At 69.0% G+C, this 19,485-nt stretch carries 16 protein-coding genes, 1 tRNA gene and 2 pseudogenes; 4 read left to right on the top strand and 15 right to left on the bottom strand.

The window, feature by feature from the left end; genetic code table 11:
• The 6 genes and pseudogenes from VJT49_RS08135 to VJT49_RS08110 all read right to left on the bottom strand — a co-directional run bounded on the left by VJT49_RS08135 (nt 1) and on the right by VJT49_RS08110 (nt 7,294).
• Nucleotides 1–2,532 (bottom strand): serine/threonine-protein kinase, encoded by a 2,532-nt coding sequence (locus VJT49_RS08135; protein WP_324164101.1) that lies wholly within the window; start codon nt 2,530–2,532, stop codon nt 1–3.
• A 16-nt stretch (nt 2,533–2,548) separates the two neighbouring features.
• A complete protein-coding gene (locus tag VJT49_RS08130) occupies nt 2,549–3,511 on the bottom strand; it encodes a glutamate ABC transporter substrate-binding protein (RefSeq protein WP_324164100.1) in 963 nt (320 codons plus the stop codon).
• Nucleotides 3,511–4,896, bottom strand: coding sequence for a hypothetical protein (locus VJT49_RS08125; RefSeq protein WP_324164099.1), 1,386 nt, complete (start codon nt 4,894–4,896; stop codon nt 3,511–3,513). The genes VJT49_RS08130 and VJT49_RS08125 overlap by 1 nt, the downstream gene beginning before the upstream one ends.
• 93 nt (nt 4,897–4,989) lie before the next feature.
• Nucleotides 4,990–5,076 (bottom strand): annotated as a pseudogene (locus VJT49_RS08120) (LuxR C-terminal-related transcriptional regulator); the annotation flags it as partial.
• A gap of 148 nt (nt 5,077–5,224) precedes the next feature.
• A complete protein-coding gene (locus VJT49_RS08115; protein ID WP_324164098.1) occupies nt 5,225–5,428 on the bottom strand; it encodes a cold-shock protein in 204 nt (67 codons plus the stop codon).
• A 210-nt stretch (nt 5,429–5,638) separates the two neighbouring features.
• The gene (locus VJT49_RS08110; protein ID WP_324164113.1) at nt 5,639–7,294 is read right to left on the bottom strand and encodes a thiamine pyrophosphate-binding protein; all 1,656 of its coding nucleotides are present in this window, start codon (nt 7,292–7,294) and stop codon (nt 5,639–5,641) included.
• A 99-nt stretch (nt 7,295–7,393) separates the two neighbouring features.
• Here VJT49_RS08110 and VJT49_RS08105 point away from each other — a divergent pair, with 99 nt between their 5' ends.
• Nucleotides 7,394–8,665, top strand: coding sequence for a hydroxyacid-oxoacid transhydrogenase (locus VJT49_RS08105; RefSeq protein WP_324164097.1), 1,272 nt, complete (start codon nt 7,394–7,396; stop codon nt 8,663–8,665).
• Nucleotide 8,666: 1 nt separating this feature from the next.
• On the opposite strand, the gene VJT49_RS08100 is transcribed toward VJT49_RS08105, so the two are convergent.
• From VJT49_RS08100 to lanKC, 4 genes are all read right to left on the bottom strand, one after another.
• The gene (locus tag VJT49_RS08100) at nt 8,667–10,310 is read right to left on the bottom strand and encodes an ABC transporter ATP-binding protein (RefSeq protein ID WP_324164112.1); all 1,644 of its coding nucleotides are present in this window, start codon (nt 10,308–10,310) and stop codon (nt 8,667–8,669) included.
• A gap of 47 nt (nt 10,311–10,357) precedes the next feature.
• Entirely contained in the window at nt 10,358–12,007 is a 1,650-nt protein-coding gene (locus VJT49_RS08095; RefSeq protein ID WP_324164096.1) for an ABC transporter ATP-binding protein, read from the bottom strand.
• Nucleotides 12,008–12,223: 216 nt separating this feature from the next.
• On the bottom strand, nt 12,224–12,379 hold the full coding sequence (locus VJT49_RS08090; protein WP_324164095.1) for a SapB/AmfS family lanthipeptide: 156 nt from the start codon (nt 12,377–12,379) through the stop codon (nt 12,224–12,226).
• Between the two features lie 36 nt (nt 12,380–12,415).
• Nucleotides 12,416–14,968, bottom strand: coding sequence for a class III lanthionine synthetase LanKC (gene lanKC / locus VJT49_RS08085; protein WP_324164094.1), 2,553 nt, complete (start codon nt 14,966–14,968; stop codon nt 12,416–12,418).
• A gap of 459 nt (nt 14,969–15,427) precedes the next feature.
• Here lanKC and VJT49_RS08080 point away from each other — a divergent pair, with 459 nt between their 5' ends.
• Nucleotides 15,428–15,793 (top strand): hypothetical protein, encoded by a 366-nt coding sequence (locus VJT49_RS08080; protein WP_324164111.1) that lies wholly within the window; start codon nt 15,428–15,430, stop codon nt 15,791–15,793.
• Nucleotides 15,786–16,196 carry a hypothetical protein gene (locus tag VJT49_RS08075; protein ID WP_324164093.1) on the top strand — a complete coding sequence of 137 codons (411 nt, stop codon included), beginning with the start codon at nt 15,786–15,788 and terminating at the stop codon, nt 16,194–16,196. Before VJT49_RS08080 ends, VJT49_RS08075 begins: the two co-directional genes overlap by 8 nt.
• On the opposite strand, the gene VJT49_RS08070 is transcribed toward VJT49_RS08075, so the two are convergent.
• Nucleotides 16,193–16,510, bottom strand: a complete 318-nt coding sequence (locus tag VJT49_RS08070; protein WP_324164110.1) for a BlaI/MecI/CopY family transcriptional regulator — start codon at nt 16,508–16,510, stop codon at nt 16,193–16,195. The genes VJT49_RS08075 and VJT49_RS08070 overlap by 4 nt on opposite strands.
• 288 nt (nt 16,511–16,798) lie before the next feature.
• Between VJT49_RS08070 and VJT49_RS08065 the strand changes: the two genes are divergently transcribed.
• Nucleotides 16,799–16,874, top strand: a tRNA-Lys gene (locus VJT49_RS08065).
• Nucleotides 16,875–16,926: 52 nt separating this feature from the next.
• On the opposite strand, the gene VJT49_RS08060 is transcribed toward VJT49_RS08065, so the two are convergent.
• The 4 genes and pseudogenes from VJT49_RS08060 to VJT49_RS08045 all read right to left on the bottom strand — a co-directional run.
• Nucleotides 16,927–17,796 carry a site-specific integrase gene (locus VJT49_RS08060; RefSeq protein ID WP_324164092.1) on the bottom strand — a complete coding sequence of 290 codons (870 nt, stop codon included), beginning with the start codon at nt 17,794–17,796 and terminating at the stop codon, nt 16,927–16,929.
• Nucleotides 17,760–18,104: a hypothetical protein gene (locus tag VJT49_RS08055; protein WP_324164091.1), complete on the bottom strand. Its 345-nt coding sequence runs from the start codon at nt 18,102–18,104 to the stop codon at nt 17,760–17,762. Before VJT49_RS08055 ends, VJT49_RS08060 begins: the two co-directional genes overlap by 37 nt.
• A gap of 11 nt (nt 18,105–18,115) precedes the next feature.
• Nucleotides 18,116–18,304 (bottom strand): helix-turn-helix transcriptional regulator, encoded by a 189-nt coding sequence (locus VJT49_RS08050; RefSeq protein WP_414635869.1) that lies wholly within the window; start codon nt 18,302–18,304, stop codon nt 18,116–18,118.
• Nucleotides 18,305–18,330: 26 nt separating this feature from the next.
• Nucleotides 18,331–19,350, bottom strand: a pseudogene (locus tag VJT49_RS08045) (replication initiator); the annotation flags it as partial.
• Nucleotides 19,351–19,485: the final 135 nt, after the last annotated feature.

Raw genomic sequence — 19,485 nt, 5'->3', positions numbered from 1 at the left:
TCAGGTCAAGGTGCGGGGACGGATGAAGTTCGCGCGGTCGACCAGCGTGATGCGGTCGGTCGCACTGTCCGCGAGGCGCGCCAGTGAACGGTAACAGCGTTCAAGTCCGAATCGGATGTCGCGTTCGGACAGTGCACAGCCGAGCACCATGGTCGGGCTCTGGTGCCCCGGCGGCACCGACCGAACCAGTTCGAACGCGGCCTCCAGCACCTCGGCGGCGAGCCGCGTGTGGCGCTCGGCGTCGAGCCTGAGGCGCTCCAGCCGGGCGCTGGCGTCGGCGAGATCGGCCTCCGACACCGTCCCGTTCCCCGTCGCCCGCGTCCTGATCTTGATCGCCGCCACCTGGGCCGCGACGTAGTGCGTCGACGACGAGGGCACCGACTCCAGCACCTCGACCGCGCTCGACCGCGCTCCCTGCGCCAGATACACCCGGGCCAGCCCGAAAGCGGCGCTGACATACGACCTGTCCGTGCGCCAGACGAGCTCGTACAGACGCGACGCGGCGAAGTAGTCGCCGACCCCTTCGGCGCTCACCGCGAGCGCGAGCTTCGGTGCGATTTCGCCCGGCAGGTCGTCGTAGACCGCTTCGAAGGCCACCTGCGCGACACGCTGCCGCCCGCCCGCCAGCTCGATCAGACCGCGGTGCCAGTCGATCCGCCAGTCGTGCGGGTACCCGGCGCGGATCGCCAGGTACTGCGCGGCCTGCAACTGCCTGTTCGCCTCGGCCAGCTCACCAAGCTCGATCCTGGCGCGCACGATCCGCAGCCGGACCTCGATCGACTGGCGTGGGGCGCTGACCAGCGCGTCGATCGCGCCCTGCGGGTCGAGCACCGTCGTGGTGGCCAGCACGCCCGCGCCGGAGTCGCTGGTGTCGACCTGCGGGATCGGCAGGCCGCCCACCACCTCGACCGCGTCCGGCAGCGGCACCTTGACGGCGCGGCCCGCGGCCACGGGGGCGTCCGGGACGACCAGGTCCACCCCGAAGGCATTGGACTCCGGACCGAAGACAGTGGACGCACCGGGCCGCGCTTTTCCGGTGCCCAGCGCCATGATCTCGCGCAGCACGCCGGCGAGCTGGTCGGCCATGTCCTCGGCGGAGATGAACCGGCGGTCGGGGTCGGGATGCGTGGCCCGCTTGAGGAACCGGTGGTAGGAACCGAAAAGCTTGAACAGCGGCACGTCGTCCGGGCTCGGCAGCCGGTCCTTGTACTTCGTGGTGTAGCCGTTGAACTCGAAGCTGAGCACGGCCAGCGTGCGCCCCACGGTGTACAGGTCGGAAGCGACCGATGCGCCCTGGCGGGCCAGTTCCGGAGCGCTGTAACCGGTGGTGAAGAACAGCGGGCTGGAGTAGTCGTCCATCCGGCGCACGGCGCCCATGTCGATGAGCTTGAGCTGCTCGTGGGTCTGGATGACGTTGTCCGGTTTGAGGTCGCAGTAGAGCAGGTTCTGGCTGTGCAGGTAACCGAGCGCGGGCAGGATTTCCAGGCCGTAGGCGATGACCTGGCCGATCGGCAGCGGCTCCGGTCTGCCGGTCCTGCGATGGTGCTCCAGCGCGATCTGCCGGAGCGACTGCCCGCCGATGTACTCCATCACGATGTAGCCCACCGAATGCCCGGTCTTCGGGTCGGGGTGCTGCACGAAGTTGTAGATCTTGACGATGTTCGGGTGCTCGACCTCGGCCAGGAACCTGGTCTCGTTCACCGCCGCGGCCATCGCGTTCGCGTCACCGGTGTCGATCAGTCCTTTGAGGACGACCCAGCGGCCGTTGACGTTGTGGTCCTTCGCCAGGTAGATCCAGCCGAGACCGCCGTAGGCAAGCGCCCCCAGCACTTCGTACTGGCCGCCGACCATGTCTCCCTGGGTCAACTTCGGCACGAAGGAGTACGGCGTGCCACAGTTGCCGCACACGCCTTCGGGGCCGGCCCCGCCCCGGCCGACCTTCCCGGAGCAGTTCCCGCAGTAGCGCTTCTCCTCCGACACCATCGGATTGGTGAGCACCGCCGACGCGGGGTCGCGGTAGGGCACCGGTGGCACCTCGACCAGGCCGGCGCCGAGCCGGCCGCGCCGCGAGGTGCGCCGCCCCGTCCGCCGGGACGTGCCGGGGAAAGCGCTGGAGCCGGTGCCGGCCCCGGTTCCCGTGCCGGTGCCCGTTCCGGGGACGCTGCCGCTGGTGCTCTCCGGGAGCACGCTTTCCGTGCCGGGGTCGGGCAGTTCCAGGCTCTGCTCGGGCGGCGGCGCCGGCGGCAAGATGCTCTGCGTCGGCGGTGCGGGCGCGGCGAGCACGCTGGTCATCTGCGGGTCCGGATCGGCGGGCCGAGGGGGCGGTGCGGCCGGCGCTCGCGTCGGTTGTTCCGGCATCCGCGCGGGTTGCTCGGGCGCTCCCGCGGGCCGGGCGGCCCGGGGCGGCTCCTGTGAGCCGGTCAACTCGTCGACGGACCGCTTCCAGCCGGTGCCCGATGGCTCGTCGAGATGACCGGAAATGGGTTCGTCGTCCGACGCCGCGTGCCGCGGACGACGTGGTTCTTCCGACATGGTCCTCCCCACCCTCTCAGGACTGATACGACACGGGCGGCGGCGAGGCGGGGCCGAGTTGCGACAGCAGCCAGGTGTTGTAGCTCTCCCGCCACGCACTTCCGTTGCGCACGTTGTCGAGCACGTAGTTGACGTAACGCACCATGTCCTCGTGGCCCTTCGGAATCCCCACGCCGTAATTCTCCTGGGTGAAACGGTCGCCGACCACCTCGAGGTTCGGGTCCTGGCGGGCCATTCCGGCGAGGATCACGTCGTCGGTGGACACCGCATCCACCTGCCCTTGCTGCAGCATCACCAGACAGTCCGACCAGTTGTTCACCGACACCGGAACCGGTCGCATCGGGGACTGCGAAAGCGTTTTCAACGAAGTGGACGCCTTCGCCGCGCACACCTTCTTGCCACGAAGATCGTTCAGCCCGGTGAAGCCGGAATTCTTTTCCACCAGCACGCGCTGGCCCGCCTGGTAGTACACGGACGAAAAATTGACCTTCTTCAACCGGTCACAGGTGATGCTGTAGGTACGCACCACCACGTCGACCTGCCCACTGGACAACATGCTTTCCCGGGCCGACGAAGGAATCGCCTTGAACTGCACGTGGTTGTGCCAGTCCCCGAACAACGCGGAGGCGATCTGCTTCACGATGTCGATGTCGAAACCCTCGAATTCACCGGTGGCCGGATTGAGGAAGCCGAACAGGTAGGTGGTCTGGTCCACTCCGACGACCAGCCGCCCGCGCTGTTTGATCGTGGCCATGGTCGAACCGGCCGAAATCCCCGAACTCGGTGACAGGCTCCGGGTGTCGCAGTCGGGCGAACTCGAGCCGCCACCACTGGTGTCCGCCCCGCCGACACTCGCCGGGGCCGGCTCCCGCACGTCATGGACCGGCGCCGGGTCGACCGGCGTGCGCACGCTGCCGCAGCCCACCGCGAGCAGCGCGACCGCCGCCAGCAGCGTGCCCAGGCTGGAGCGTCTGATCATCAGCGGTACTCCCTAAGCCGGTCCCGGATCCCGATGGTCACTCCACCCGCGGCTACCACCGCGAGCGCCGCTACGCCGGGAGCCAGCAATGTGAGCGCTTTGGCCCCGTCGTCGGTGTAGTCCACGAAGCTCTGCCTGCCGTCGTTGATCGCGTTGCCCAGCGCGGTGTCCACGTTCGCGAAGGAGGTCGCGGCGCTGTTCGGCACCGAGGTGTCGACGGCTTCCTTGACCGCGTCGACATACCAGCCGCCATCGTCCTTGGCGCGCAGGTCCTTGTGCGTGGTCAGCCAGTTGTTCGCGTTGTCGATCGCGGTCTGGAGCTGGTTCGCGGCATCGCCGGTCACCAACCCCTTCGCTTCGCTCAGCAGGCCCGTGAACTGCGGCGCCAGCTTCTGGAAGTCCACTTCGTAGTCCCCGCCGGCGCCCCTCGCGACCAGTGTCATGGTCTCGTCGCCGCGGGCCTGCACGGCGGCGGCTCTCGCGCGGACGAGCACGTCCACCGGATGGCTGCCGTCGTCCTGGCCGTTGCCCACCAGGATGGCCTGCACCACGAGCGCCACCGAACCCCACAACAGCATCAGCACCATCGCACCGGTCGCCACGACCAGGCCGACGTTGAGCAACCGGTTGGTGCGGCGGGTGAGGTAGACCTGCGTGGCGATCAACGCCGCGAGCGTGCCGACCAGCAGCACCGCGGCGAACCACGGAAAGCCCCAGGCGTCGCTCTGCTGGCTTTCCAGGCCCGCGGTGTCGATCTGGTAGAGATCGCCGGCGGCCGGGAGGATCGTGGCGTGCATCAGGTTCGACGCCTCCTGCAGGTAGGAGGCGCCGACCGGGTAACCCAGCCGGTTGTTGGCCCGTGCGGTCTCGACCAAGCCGGTGTAGACCGGCAACTGCTGGTTGATGACGTTGACCTTGGCCGCCGCGTCGCTGGAGACGTCGGATGCCGCTCTGGACAGCGCGGCCCCGGCGCGGGCGATGTCCTGGTCGTAGCGTGAGCGCAGTTCGGGTGGCTCGGTGCCGGTGATCAGGAAGGCGATGGCCGCGGTCGCGTCGGCGTCCGACAGCGAGCGGTAGATCTCCTGCGCGGCGGCGGCCAGTGGCTCGCGATGGCCGATCAGGTCCTCGGTCGTGCTGCTCTTCTGCTGCACCATGATGGTGCCGACCAGCCCGGTGACCAGGGTGAGCACGACCAACCCGACCGCGATCACGGTCAGCAGTCCCGGCGTGGTCCGCGCGGAGCGGATCACGCCGCGCACGGCCGTCGCGGGGAGTTCCAGCAGCCCAGCCAGCCCGGACGGGGTCGTTTCCGGTGGTGGTGTCGGAACGGGAGCCTCCGGTACGGGGCCGCTCGGCGCGGCCGGCCGCATCGCGGTACTCGTCATCTGGTCCACCCCTCGCCCGGCTACCACCCGCATGAAGGTATCCGAGACACCTGAGTGAGCGCACGCCTCCTGGCCAAAACCGTGCTGGTACGCCTAATGCACGGCTTCCGCCCGATTCCGCACGCCAATCTTGGCGAAGGCGTTATTGATATGTGTCTTTACGGTTGCCTTGCCGACGAACCGCGGTCACTCACTCCGGCTCCCCACTTCCGCGCCACGAACCGTCCTCCGGCCCCGGAGGCGGCCTGCCACCGGCGAGCGCGATCCGGGTGGGGAAAGCCGGGAGCCCCCGCTGCGAAGCGGGGGCTCCCGGTGACGCAAGCCTGGATCAGATGATGCTGACCGAGGTGGCCTGCGGCCCCTTCTGGCCCTGGCCGATCTCGAACTCGACGCGCGCGTTCTCCTCGAGGCTGCGGAAGCCGCGGCCCTGGATTTCCGAGTAGTGCACGAAGACGTCGGCACCACCGTTGTCGGGAGTGATGAAGCCGAACCCCTTCTCGGAGTTGAACCACTTCACAGTGCCCTGAACCATGAAAATATTCTCCAAATACAGCAAACAAACGGGGCACCGCTGCGGTGCTCCGGGCCTTCGCGAGACGGTTTGCCTTCCCCGGAGTGGGGGGAGCCACTACGCCCGCTAAACCTTGCGAGCGTGGGCTAACACGAACACAAAAGCTTTGAGACCACCACCAGTACAGCACACTTTGGACGGCCGCGCCAAGTCGGCTCCGCCACACCGCCGTCAGTTCGTCCGGCTGTCGACGGGGAACAGCGTGGACAGCCGGACATCCGGGTTGATCACGTCCGGGTCGGTGCGCACGTCGATCACGCTCGGCCGCTGGTGGTGCAGGGCGCGGCTGATCGTCGGCTCGAGCTGTTCGGGGGATTGGACGGTGTACCCGGCGGCGCCGAAGGAGCGTGCCCAGGACGCGAAATCCACGGGGCTGAACGAGACCCCGGACAGCCGGCCGTGCGTGCGCGCCTGATGCATCGCGATCTCGCCGTACAGGCCGTTCTGGGCCACCACCACGATGACCGGCGTTCGGTAGCGCACCGCGGTCTCGATCTCCTGCCCGGTCATCAGCATGCTGCTGTCCCCGACCATGGCGACCACCGCGCGCTTCGGCGACGCCAGCTTCGCGGCGACCGCGGCGGGCACGGCGTAGCCCAGCGCGCGGTCGGCGGGACCGAGCTGGGTGTGCGGCTCGGTGAAACACCAGTATCGCTGTACGAAACCCGCGAAGGGACACGAGTCACTGGTGACCACGGCGTTCTCCGGCACCACCTTGCGGACCGCGCGCACCACGTCGGCCGGATGCACGAAGGGGCTGCCGCGGGTGTCCGGCGGGGTCATGAAGGTGTGCGTGACCGCGTTCGCGGCGGAGCTGCGCCGGGCGCGCGGCTCGGCGACCGCGCACAGCTCGCGCAGGAACGGGCCGATCTCGGCTTCGACGCGGAAGGTGAGCCCCCGCCGCGGAGTCCTGGACAGGCCGGTCCCGACCGCGACCAGGGTCTGCGAGGGCAGCGGGTAGCGGTAGTTCTGCGTGGTCACATCGTCCAGCCTGGCCCCGATCGCGAGCACCAGGTCGGCCCGGTCGAGCGCGTCGAGCTGCCGTTGTGGAATCCCGATGCCGAGGTGACCGGCATAGCGGGCGTGGTTCTCCGGGAACGCGTCCTGCCTGCGGAACGCGTTGTACACCGCGAGGCCGAGCTTGTCGGCGGCGGCGATCAGCTCGTCGCGGGCCTGCCGGGCCCGGCTGCCCGCGATCGCGACCGGGTAGCGGGAATCCGCCAGCAACGCGGCGACCTCGTCCGCGGAACGCAGCAGGGCGCCCGAGCGGTCGGGCGTCAGGTCGGGCACCGGGACCGGGCCGTCGTAGGGGGCGACCCAGAAGTCCGGGGGCACCGACAACACGACCGGTCCGCGGCGGCCGGTCTGCGACTCCTCCAGCGCCTCGGCCACCAGGTCCGGGATGTCGACCGCCTTGTCGGCCTTCGCGGCCCACTTCGTGTACGGGCGGAACAACTCGATCAGGTCGCGCTCGTCGGGAACGCCACCGGTGAGGTTGAGCGCGGGCCGATCAGCGAGGATGACCACCATCGGGGTCTCGTCCTCGAACGCCGTGTGCACGCCGGCCAGCAGGTTCATCGCATTGGGGCCACGGGTGCCGAGCAGCAGCGCGGGCACGTCGCGCAGCTTGCCCTCGGCCTCGGCCATGAAGGCCGAGCCCGACTCGTGCCGCGTGGTGACCAGGGTCATCTTCGGCTCGAACTGACAGGCGTCGAGCAGTTCGAGGAAGCAGCCTCCGGGCACCGTATAGGCGCGCCGAACCCCGGCGTCGACAAGGATACGGAGCGCCGTCTGGGCGACGGTCCAACTCTGCGCGTGCGTGGTGATGGCTCAAGGTAAGCAGCGTTCATTCACCCGGTCAAGTGACGAGATCATCACGGAGGTGGCGGCTGATACGGCAGAGAGTAGCCACCTAAGCTCGAAAGAGTGACAAGCGAAACCGTCTTCACCTATGGCGCGCCCGCGCTGAAGTACGGGCCGGGCGCCGCGGAGGAAATCGGATACGACCTGGTCCAGGCGGGCGCGCAGCGCGTTCTGGTGCTCACCGACGCGGCCGTCGCCGCGACCGGATGGCCCCGGCGGATCGCCGACAGTCTCGTCTCGTACGGGCTGCACGTGGAGATCTTCGACGGCGTGCACATCGAGCCGACCGACGTGAGCATGCGCAAGGCCGTCGACCACGCCCGTGGCAGCGGTCCCTGGGACGCCTTCGTCGCGGTCGGCGGTGGTTCGACTATCGACACCGCGAAGGTGGTGAACCTGCTCACCAGCGACGACGGTGAGCTGATGGACTACGTCAACCCGCCGGTCGGCGGCGGGCGGGCACCGGGCTCGCCGCTGAAGCCCCTGGTCGCGGTGCCGACCACGAGCGGAACCGGCTCGGAGAGCACCACAGTCTGCGTGCTGGACGTGCTGTCGCTGCGGGTCAAGACGGGGATCAGCCATCCACGGCTGCGGCCGACGCTGGCCGTGGTCGATCCTCGGCTGACGGTCAGCGCGCCGCCCGGGGTCACCGCGGCCACCGGAATGGACATCCTGTGCCACGCGGCCGAGAGCTACACCGCGAAGCCCTACACCGAATTCGAGCGCAAGCGGCCGGAGCAACGGGTGCCCTACTGCGGGGCAAACCCGATCGCCGACATGTTCGCCGAGCGCGCCCTGATGTTGCTGCGCGACGCGTTGGCCGCCGCGGTCGAGAACGGGGAGGACGTGCGGGCGCGCGAGAACCTGTCGCTCGCGGCGACCTTCGCCGGCATGGGGTTCGGGAACGCCGGTGTGCACATCCCGCATGCGAACGCGTATCCGATCGCCGGACAGGTAAGGGATTTCGTGCCCGACGGGTATCCGCCCGGGGTCCCTCTCATACCCCACGGGATGGCGGTTTCGCTGACCGCGCCCGAGGCATTCCGCTTCACGTTCCCCGCCGCGCCTGAACGGCATCTGCGGGTGGCGGAACTGCTGGGCCCGGATGTGGACCGGCCCGCCGACGATGCCGACCACCTGCCGACCGTGCTGCGGAGGCTCCTGCGCAGAATCGGGATTCCCAACGGGATCGGCGCGGTCGGCTACTCGGAGTCCGATGTGGATGGTCTCGTCGAGGGCACGGTCAAGCAGCAGCGCCTGCTCGCCACGGCTCCCCGGACGCCGAGTGAGGACGACCTGGCTGGGATCCTGCGGCGCTCGGTGACCTTGTGGTGAGTCAGGCCGCGACCTGATCGGTCCACGCGTTCATGAGGGCCGCGTAGCGGGGGGACTCGGAGAGCAAGGTGCGGTGGCTGCCGAGCAGGGTCGCGCGCCCGTCCATCACGAGCACCCGGTGGGCGCGCACCGCCGCCGACAGGCGGTGGGCGATGACGACCAGAATGCCGCCACGGGCGGAGAAAGCGTTTTCTGCGCTCGCCTCCGCGACCGGGTCCAGGTTCGACGTTGCCTCGTCGAGGATGATCACCCGCGCTGGGCTGGCGTAGACGCGCGCCAGGCCGAGCAGTTGGGCCTCTCCGGCCGACAAAGCGCTGTGGCCGAGTTCGGCATCCAGACCACCCAACCGTCCGAAAAGATCCTCGGCGCCCACCGCGCGCATCGCGTCGACAAGGTGCTCGTCGGTCGCAGCCGGGGTGAACAGCGCGAGGTTCTCCCGCACCGTCCCCGCGAACACGTAGGTCTCCTGCGGTACCAGTGCGACCATCCGGTGCAGCGAAGCGGGCCGCACCTGATCGACCGGCACCCCACCGAGCAGCACCTGCCCGGCCTGTGGCCGCACCAGGCCGGTCAGCAGGCCGGCCAAAGTGGACTTCCCGATCCCGCTCGGGCCGACGACCGCCAAGTGCTCACCGGCGCGCAGTCGCAGGTCGAGCCCGCGCACGATCGGCTCGGCGTGCTGTCCCCAGCCGAAGGTCAACCCGCGCACGCTGATCGTCTCGTCCTCCGGTTCGCCCCCGCCGGGCCGCTCGTGCCGCACCGGCGCCGCCTCGGCGAGCCTGCGCAGGGCGACCAGCAACCGCAGCACCACCGTGCTCGCCGTCGAAGCCAAGCCCTGCAAGGCGGGCTGCATGGTGGAAGCCAGGTAAACCAGAGAGCCCAACGCGGCGCCCGCCGTCATCCGCCCGGACGCGACCAGACCCGGCGCGGCCGCGAGCACCAGCAACAACGGCACGAACCCGCCGATCGACACGACCAGCGTGCGCAGCGCGGCCGCCTTCGCCATCCGCATCGCGACGGTCACCTGGCCCTGCACGACGTCGTGCAGGGCCAGGGCGGCCACGGATTCGGCACCGCAGGCGACCACGTCCCGCATGCCGGCCAGCACCCCGCCCGCCGCCTCCGACGTCGCCTCGTCAGCCAGCGTGACCGCTCGCTGCCGCCGCGCGAGGGCAGGCAGCAGGCACGCGAACAACACGATCGCCGTGACTACCGGTACGGCGACCAGCCAAGCCAGCGCACCGGCGACGGTGAACAGGCCGGCCAGAGCACCAGCGGTGGTCACGAGCATGCCACGCGCCTGCACCAGCAATCCGCCGGTCGCGTCGCGGACCACCTCGACATGTTGGGTGATCCGGGCGACGCCGCTCGCGTCCGGCTGGTTCCGCGGCGGCGACGGGTCGTGCAGCACCCCACGGACGACCGAGGTGACCAGCGCGTCCCGCATCGGCTCCACGACACCCGCGAGCAACTGCCACACCAGCCGGGAGCCGACCGCCCCGATCAGCGCGACCAGGCCGAACAGCGCCAGGTAGGCCGCGCCCGCGCCCGGATTACCCGCCGCGAAGCCGTGGTCCACGGCCAGTTCCACGAGCCGGCCCGAGAAGAACGCGGGCACGCTTTCCAGCACGGAACAGCCGAGCATGGCAAGCCCGCCACGCCACTGCGCGGCCAGCGTCGCCCAGTAACCTTTCACCCGAACACCGCTCGGTAGCCGGGATCCGTCCACAGCTTCGCGTGGGGGGCCAGCGCGCGCAGGCGGCCGTTTTCCAGCCAGGCCACCAGATCCGCCCGGCTCGCGGTGACCGCCCGGTGCGTCACGGCGATCCTGGTACAGCCCGCACCGGCGATGGCACTGTCCACCATGGACTCGGTCACGGTGTCCAGGCTGGCCGTCGCGTCGTCGAGGATCAGCACCTTGGGGCTGCGCACGAATGCGCGCGCGAGCCCGAGACGTTGTGCTTCACCACCGGACAGCGGAGTCTCTCGCAAGGGGGTCCGGTAGCCCTCGGGCAACCGGACCACGAGGTCGTGCACCTGCGCGGCCTGGCACGCGCCACGCACCGCTTCTTCATTCGCCCAGGTGCCGTACCCCACCGCGTCGGCGACCGTCGCGCCCATCAGGGCCGGCCGTTCGAACGCGTAACTGACCGCGGTGCGCAGTTCCTCGGGCCGCAACTCGGCGAGCGGGACACCGTCGAGCAGGACCTGGCCGTGTTCCGGAGCTCGCAGCCCGCCGAGCACATTGACCAAAGTGGACTTTCCGGAACCCGATCTGCCCACCACAGCAAGGAAAGCGCCACCGGGAACGGTCAGCCCGATGTCGGTGAGCGCGCCGGGGACGGTCACTTCCCGCAGTTCGACGGTGCCCGGTCCCGGGGACACCCCGCGCGCCCCCGGGCCAGGCACCGGCGTGTCCAGGACCTCCGCGATCCGCGTTCCGCAGGATCGGATCCTCGCCAGCGTGGTGAGCTGCGGGATCTGACCGACCAGCGCCATGCCCAGCGCGACATAACCGAGTGCGGCGAGCACCTGGCCCACCGTCATCCGCCCGGCCAGCACGGCGAACCCGGCGGCCAGCAGCACGGCGAGTTCGACCGCGGGCAGCAACAGGGCCGCCCGCCAGACCATGCGGGCCTGGGTCCGCCACATTCCGGTGCCGGCCGCGCCGAGCCGGGGCAGCGGGCGAAGCACTCGCTCGGCCTCGCGCTCGGCCGTACCGGAGACGGCGATGGTGCGCAGGCCCCGGACCGCGTCCAGCAAGCGGGCCGAGAGTTCGCCGGAAACCTGTTGGTAGGCGAGCACGTCATCGGCGGTGTGGCGGATGTGGGAACGGGCGATCAGCAGCGCGACCGGTACGCTGGCCAGGAAGACCACGGCGAGCCGCCAGTCGAGCGCGGCCAGCAGGGCGATCGCGCCGATCGACGTGACCGCCGCCGATCCCAGGCCCACGAGCACGGAGGCGATCGAGCCCGCGTTGAAGCAGTCACCGGTCAGCCTGCTCAGGGCGTCGCCGGGCGCGAACGACAACCTGGTCCCCAGGGCGAGCATGTGGTCGGCGAGTTTCCGGCGCAGCCAGGCCGTGGCCAGGCTGGTGACCTTCGTGGTGAGGACCCCGGCGGCGACGTTGGCGACGATCTCGGTGACCCCGATGGCCAGCAGCCAGAGCACCTTCGGCCAGCTCAGCCTGCCGGAAATCGCCGAGTCGACCGCGGCGGCCAAGGCGTTCGGGAGCAGCAATCCGGCCCCGGCGGCCAAGGACATGCCGAGCACGACCAGCACCACGCGCGCGCGATCCAACCGGGCCGCTTCGGCCAGCAGACGGTCGCCCTGGTTGCGCATGCTTGTCCCTGACTGTGCGAACAGATACCAATCCGACCGGAACGTGACGCGGAATCCCGAACGTAGGTCGGCTTACGTTCGGTCGAGTTCGTGGCTCCGGCGCGACCGGAGAGTAAGACGACTGGGACTGTCCCGTTCGCGTGGTTACTGTCACCATGAGTGGATGGGAGCGGCGCACTTGGCCTGCGCCGCTCCCCCACTCACTCGCTGATCAGCTCAGTCCTCCGCGCGCTGCTGGCAGGCCAGCAGGCTGACGGTGCTGTGGCTGCACGGAAGCAGCAGGCTCGCGTTGCTCGCGGTGGTGCTGCCGCCCCCGCCCCCGCCGCCGCCCTCGGGCGCCGACATGGCCTGCAGGTCGAGAACCATATCCATTGGTTGTCCTTTCTCCAGTTTCCATTTCCACCGGTCTCAGCCGACCGGGGTCCGGGGGGCACCGCCGAAGAACGGCAGGGCGGCGGCACCGTCGAGGGTGATCGCGAGCGCGACGAGCACGCCGGCGCCACCGGTGTTGAAGTCCATCGAAAGCCGCGCGAGCTGATTGCCGGGGAACGCCGTCCCACCGCCGAACGGCATCGCATGCCAGGCCAGCCGGGACAGGTGCAGCTCGATCGCCCGTTCGGCGCCTTCGTCGTGGCCACGATGCCTGCCCATGGCCAGCGTCGTCAGCAACCCCGCCCGGCCGAGCATCAGCCCGGGATGGGCGACGAACTCGCCACGGCAGGCCAGCCTCAGCCCGGGCAGCTTCGCCGCGCTTTCGGCGTCCGGCAGGTGCACCGCGAGCTGTTCGGCCACCATCGCCACCCCGGCGCTGCCGATCGCGACATAGGGCAGCGTCCGCGCGTCGCCGTCACGAACCTGGAGCGAGCCGTCGTCGGTCTGGACGCATTCTTCGAGGTCACGGCGCAACGCCTGGTCCGCGAGGTCCAGCCAGGCGGAGTCGGCGGTGTGCTCGAAAAGCCGGACGAACAGCAACGCGGGGCCCGACCAGCCGCTGAGCAGGCCGGACCGGCCGAAAGCGCCCGGCGGCGCGGCGTGCGGGAGGGCCGCGGCCAGCCGGGCACCGATCACCACAGCCTGCTCGCGAAAGTCGCGGTCGGCCCGGACGCCGGCGAAGTGCAGCAGGTTGAGCCCGATCCCGGCCAGGCCGGTGTCCAGGCTGTGCTCGGTCGTCTGCTCGACCAGCCGGGCCGACGCGGCGAGCAGTTCGGCGGCCTCGTCGTGGTAGCCGAAGTTCTCCAGCACATAGGCGATGCCGTGCGTGCCGTCGTAGAAGCCCGGCCGGTGCGACGGCTCGCGCCGCAGGTAGTCGAGTAACCAGCGCTCGTGCTCGGGATACCGGCCCTCACCGGTGACGGCGAGCGCGTGCAGCACGCCGGCCGCACCGACCCCGAAGCATGCGCCGCCGACGGTGAACTGGTCGGGGTCTCCGGGAAACAGCCGGTCCGTGCGGTCGGGAGTGGCGCTGGCCAGGATCGCGGCGGCGATCGACTTGCGCACCATCGTCCAGTCCGGTTCCGCTTTCCCGAGTTCCGCCGAAAAGGCGGGCGGTGCGGCGTTTCGCGGGGTCAGGACCTTCAGGACACCGTGGGTGTACTCGGCGGGCAGGTCGAACCTGCGGTGGATGAAGTCGACCAGGCCCGGCAGCTTGCCCGGTGCGAGTTCCAGCAGCGAGGTGAGCGGCAAGAAGATCCACAGGCGGAGTGCGGCGAGCGCGTACTCGTCGATCTCGAATCCCGCGCGGTCGGCGGGAGCACGGAACCCGGGGGCGCCGAGCGCGGGCTTGCCCGGGCCGTCGACCCCGAAGGCAAGCTCGAAGTCGATCAGGGAGACGGTGTCGTCCTCGTCGACCAGGATGTTCAGCTGGTGCAGGTCCGCGAACACCACACCTCGGTCGTGGATGGCGCCGACCAACCGTTCGATCTTGTCCACCAGTGCGAGCGCGCGCTCGGTGTAGCGCTCGATGGCGCCGGCGTCCGGTTCCAGCCGGGTGAGCGGGTAGTTGCGGGCCAGCCACGAGCCGAGCTGGATCCCGCTCACCCGCTCCATCGCCATGAAGGTGTGCTCCCAGAACGTGAACAGGTCGTACACCTGCGGTATCCCCGGGATTCCGTCGAGTCGCCGGAGGATCCGGTGCTCCCGCCGAAGCCTGGCCACCGCGTCGACATGGTCGCGGTCGAGGCCTGCGTGCGGGCGTGCCTCCTTCAGCACGAGCTCCTTGCCGTCGGACTTGCGTGTCGCCGCGTAGACCCCGCCGCCGTTGGAGAAATGCAGCGCGGAATCCACCTGGTAGGCGAACTGGCCCGGATCGCCGGTCTTGCGGGCGGACAAGTGCGGCGCGAGACAGTCCGGCAGGGGTTCCCATTCCGGCACCTGGAAGGTCGGGCCGCGCTTGTCGGGCACCAGGTCACCCTGTGGATCACGAATCGCGAGAACACGCCTTCCCTCGGCCTCGACCCACTGTTCGGCGAACCCGCCGTAACGAACATACAGCGGCCCGTCGCCGTAACGAAGATCGCTCAAAATGTAGGGCCCCGGCTCGCCGGCCAGCACGTCGGAAAGATCCTGAAGAACCCTCTCCAGCTCCTTGCTGTCACTTGGATAAATAGTGACGAGCTTGCCGCTGGCGTCCCTGGCCGCGTATTTCGCGTTCCGCGAGAGCAAGATCCCCCTGGTGCGCAGGTGCTTGAACGGGACCGCCCGCGCGACGCAGTACGCCCAAACAGCGCCCAGCACCCGGCCGGCGTTTCCCATCGTCGCGGAAACGTGGATCTTCCAGCCCTGCCCGGGCAGTTCACGGGCCGGCGGCTGCAGGTGGCGCCACACGCCGCGGTCCAGCGAACGCCAGTCGTCCGGCGGCTCCGGGAGTTCCGCGGCGAACTCGTCACCTGGGTTTTCCGGCTTCCGCTGCAGGTCAAAGAAAACGGGGTCGGCGAAGCAGAACTCCTCATAGCGGAGATCCATGACTTCCTCCCCTGCTCCGGCATGGTCTGGGCCGAAACACTTCTTCTCGAATTCCCTATCTATTCCTTCATACTCGCGTGGGTGTCATCCATCCGCCAATCCGGGGGTTCTTTTCGGAGGCCAGGTGTAGGCAGAATGGAGTACTACCCGAAAGTATGAAAACTGTGCGTCTGACCGGCGACCAAGTTGACCACCCGATCGTTGGCGTAACCAAATCCGAAAACGACAAGCGCACAGGTCAGCGAAGTTCTAGAATAATCGGAAACCGGAGCCGGTAAATGATCATGCTGTTAACCAGTAAGTTAATTTCACCCCAACGGCGAGCAATCGCTACACCGCCGAATGGAGCAGAGCGGCCGACCAAACGGCCCCATCAAAAGAAGGCCTCTCCCCGGCTCCTATACTACGTCAAGTAGTAATTGAAGGGCACTACGCCGAATGACTGCTATCGGAGGACGGGTGGTCACGGGTTTCTCGGTGGCGGTCGCGCTGGCGTCGCTGCTCGTCGCCGCGTGGAGCTTCCTGCTCGCGGCACGAGGCCGGGCACCCGAGCGCCCCCTGCTGGCCGCCCTCGCCGTGGTCGAGGTGCTGCTGGTCGCCCAGCTGGTCATCGGCGTCGTGCTGCTGTTCACCGGCAACCGCCCGGCCAGCCTGGCCACCTACCTGGCGTACCTGGTGGGTTCGCTGCTCGTGCTGCCCGCGGGCACGGTGTGGGCGCTCGCCGAGCGAAGCCGGTCGAGCACGGTCGTGCTGGGCATCGCGTGCGTGGCGATCCCGGTGATGGTGCTGCGGCTGTACCAGATTTGGAGCGGAACGCATGGCTGAGAAAGAGGTGGCCGAGCCGAAGACGGCAGTCGGGGCAGGCCGGGTACTGGTCGCGGTGTACGCGATCTTCGCACTGGCCGCGACCTCACGCGCCGGCGTGCAGATCGCCACGAAGTTCCACGAGGCGCCGCTGGCCTACCTGCTGTCGGCGTTCTCGGCGGTGGTCTACGTCCTGGCGACAGTCGCGCTGGCGCGCTCGGGCCGGGTTTGGTGGCGGGTGGCGCTGGTGGCCTGCACCGTCGAGTTTCTGGGCGTGTTGACGGTAGGCACCCTCAGTGTCTTCGACCAGGCGGCGTTCCCGCAGGCCACGGTGTGGTCGGTGTACGGCCGCGGCTACCTGTTCATTCCGCTGGTCCTGCCGGTGATCGGCCTGCTCTGGCTGCGCCGCACCGCCCGTCGCTAGCTCCGGGCGGCCAGCGCCTGACGCAACGCCTCGGCCTCGTCGAAACTCACCGAACTGGCGAACCGCGCCAGCGCCAGACCGCGATCCCCCGTCAACGCGAGCGCGTCCAACATCAACTCGGCGACGTAGTCGGCCTTGCCCGCGGTCGGCGAATACAACCAGGCACGCCCGGATCGCTCACGCCGCACGATGTGCTTGTCGGCCAGCCGGGTGAGCACCGTCATCACGGTCGTGTAAGCGAGACCGCGCTCGGCCAGGTCGGCGTGCACAGTCCGTACCGCTACCGGTTCCCCGCGCGCCCAGAGCACGTCCATCACCGCGCGCTCGAGTTCACCCAGCCGCCCGGCGGCCGCCCCTCTTCCCGATGTCACGATTGCAAATTCTAAGGGACACCGGCCGGTCCCGCTGACCAAGAGCGAGCGGCTCGTCACCGCCTGGTCAGCCCTGGCCGTTCCCTTGCTCGAGCCTGGTGATCGCGTCCTAGAGCGGGGCCTCGAGACTGCGCAAGAAGACCTCCCACACCCCGAGCACCGGACCTCGTAGGCTCGCACCAGGGTGACCCCGGGTGTTGGCCCTCCCAGGCCTCGATAGACTACGTGCGCGGGGCGTTAGCTCAATTGGTAGAGCTGCGGACTTTTAATCCGTAGGTTCTGGGTTCGAGCCCCAGGCGCCCCACCACACCGCCTGGTCAGAGCGCCAGGGCTCGACCCGGGTTGATCTTGGTGCCGTTTTACTGCCGTTTTTCGCCGCCCAGGATCCCCAGCACATCCGCCGGCTTGCGCGAGGGTGCCTTGCGGCCGACGTAGGTATCGGTCGTCTGCGACACCCGCGAGTGCCCGAGCATGTCACCGGCCTCCCGAGCTGGCAGAGCGTCCGTGACCAGAGTAGCCACGGTCCGCCGGAACGTCCGGGGCGTGAACCAGTCCCCGATCTTGTGACGGTCGCGGAAGGCCCGCCAATCCCGGCGAAGGTTGCTCGTCTCGCGCAGGCCGCCCTTGGAGTTCGGAAACACCCACCCCGTCAACTCCTCAGGCTCCACGCCGACCTCCGCCGCCACCCGCACCCGCCGATCCAGAAGCATGTCCACCAGCCAGTCAGCCAGCGGGATGCCTCGCTCCGCCATCGCCGTCTTACCCTCGTTGATCTTGGCCCCTTCCGCCTTCGTGCGCACCATGTTGCCCTCGACCCGCGCTACCTTCGCCGCGAAGTCGATGTTCTCCCAGCGCACCGCGATCGCTTCACCGGTCCGCTCCCCGGTACCGCCGTAGAACCGCATGATGTCCGGCAGGTCCTGCCGCCGCGCGATCTCGTCGCCGTCGACCTTGGCGAAGATGTCCAGCACCTCATCCACCGTGAGCGCCCTCGCTGGCTTCTTCTTCCGCTTGCCCGCCTCGACCGGCCGAGCATCCCTCACGGGGTTCGTGTCCATCGCCTTGTGCCGCACTGCCAGCCCACACAGCCCGGACAAGATGGCCCGGCACGTCTTCGCCGAACTGGTCGACAACGACGTATTCACGTCCTGAAGGATTCGGTCGACCCGGCCGGCATGCAGTTCGGCGATGCTCAGCCCCTCCACCGCGGCTTCACCAGCGTTTCCCACCGGTGCACGTAGGTGTCCAGAGACGTTCCACTTCGGACGCCCTGCTCGACCAGCTCCCGGAACTCATCCAGCCACTTCTGGCCGACCTCGACGACCTTGCTGTCTCGCGTGATCTCGCCCGAGCTGATCTTGCGGTCCCGCAGCTTCTCCCGAAGCTTGTTCGCCGCCTTGTCCTTCGTGTCCGCCCAGGCCCGAACCTTCCGCACCACGCCGTCGTCCCGGAACTGGCACGAAGCCATCCAGCTCGTCCCATCCTTCTTCACCTTGATCTTGCCGTGCGTCCCCACCGGCAACCGTGGACGCCCCATCCCCGCTCCCCTCAGGCCGCACCAGTTTCAAGCGATTCGAACCACGCCACGACATCCGCCGCGCGGTACCGCACGTACTTGCCCACCCGCTTGCCGACCGGCCCGTAGCCCCGCGTACGCCAGTCGTAGAGCGTCTTGACCGGAATACCGAGGTAGTCCGAGACGTCCTCGATGGTCCAGAGCCGATCGAACTTGCTCACGTTGTGCAAACTGTCTCCCCAGGTCGTCAGGCTGCGTGTGGAATTGCCGAAGTTTCTGGACCGTCGCCGGGTGGTCCCGCGGCGGCGAGTAACGCCCGGTCGTACTCGGCGCGCCAGGCGATGCGTTCGGCTATGGCGCGCATGAGCAGATGCGCCCGAGGTGGCGCGTCCCGGTCGCCGGGCTGGAGCTTGCGCCAGATCAGCCGGGCCGGGTCCTGTTCCGGTTTGACGATGCCGAGCGCCGCGAGCATGTCTCGCACGAACCGTTTCCGGTCGGCCTTGTGGTCGGCCAGCGTCTTGCCGGACCACTTGCGTGACACCAGCACCCGGCGGCCGGGCAGGCCGAGCGTGGTCCGGCGATGTGCCCGGCCCTTGCAGTGCCCCGGCGTTGTGCGGGAGCTGGCGCCTTTGGGTTGTATGCCGTAGAGCAGCCAGACCGCGCACCGGGGCGAGCACGGCGTGACGGCCAGCTCGGCGTGCAACCGGTCGTGGTGCTCCCGTTGCCTCGCCGAGGTGGCCTCGACCACTTCACCCGTGGATTTCGTCAGGTACTTGGTCAGATAACCGATGTGCCGCCCCGCCTCCTCCGTGCCGCCGAGAATGCCCTTGGAATGCACCTGCCGCCCGAACGTCACGACATGTGCCGGTTCCTCGACGGCCTCCAGCGCGTCATCCCACTCCGTCAGCGGTTCCCGGCTGTCGGGGTCCACAAAGGACGTTGACCGCGGTTCCCATACCGGCAACCGGCCGCCTTCGTACACGAGGTGGTCATGGTTGGGCCACCAGACCTGGTGGTAGGTCGCCGCGGCGACCAGGCGGATGACCTCGTGCGGGATCGATCCCCGCAGCGCGGCGTGTAGGTGCGGTGCGGTGCGTTTCTGGGGTTCGACGGTGGCGAAGTACTGCACGTCCCAGCCGACGACTCGGCGGAGGTTCTGCCACCACCGATCGATCAGCGCGGAGAAGTGCACCGCGTCCCGCGCCGCCCGCCGATAGTCATAGGCCGCCGGGTCGACCGGGGTGCCGTCCTCATGCACCCGGCCGTAGATGCCCCTATGGATGTCAAGCGGCGGCGGGTTCTGATTGGCCGCTCGACGTGGGTGCCGGATCGGTGATCAAGTAGTAGATCTCCCGCGCGATGTAGCGCTTGAGGCAGCGGATGGCCTCGCGACGGGTCTTGC

The organism is Amycolatopsis sp., assembly GCF_035276945.1.
Lineage (GTDB): Bacteria > Actinomycetota > Actinomycetes > Mycobacteriales > Pseudonocardiaceae > Amycolatopsis_E.
Note: the sequence above shows the minus strand (reverse complement) of the source record. Positions and strands in the feature narration are given on the sequence as shown.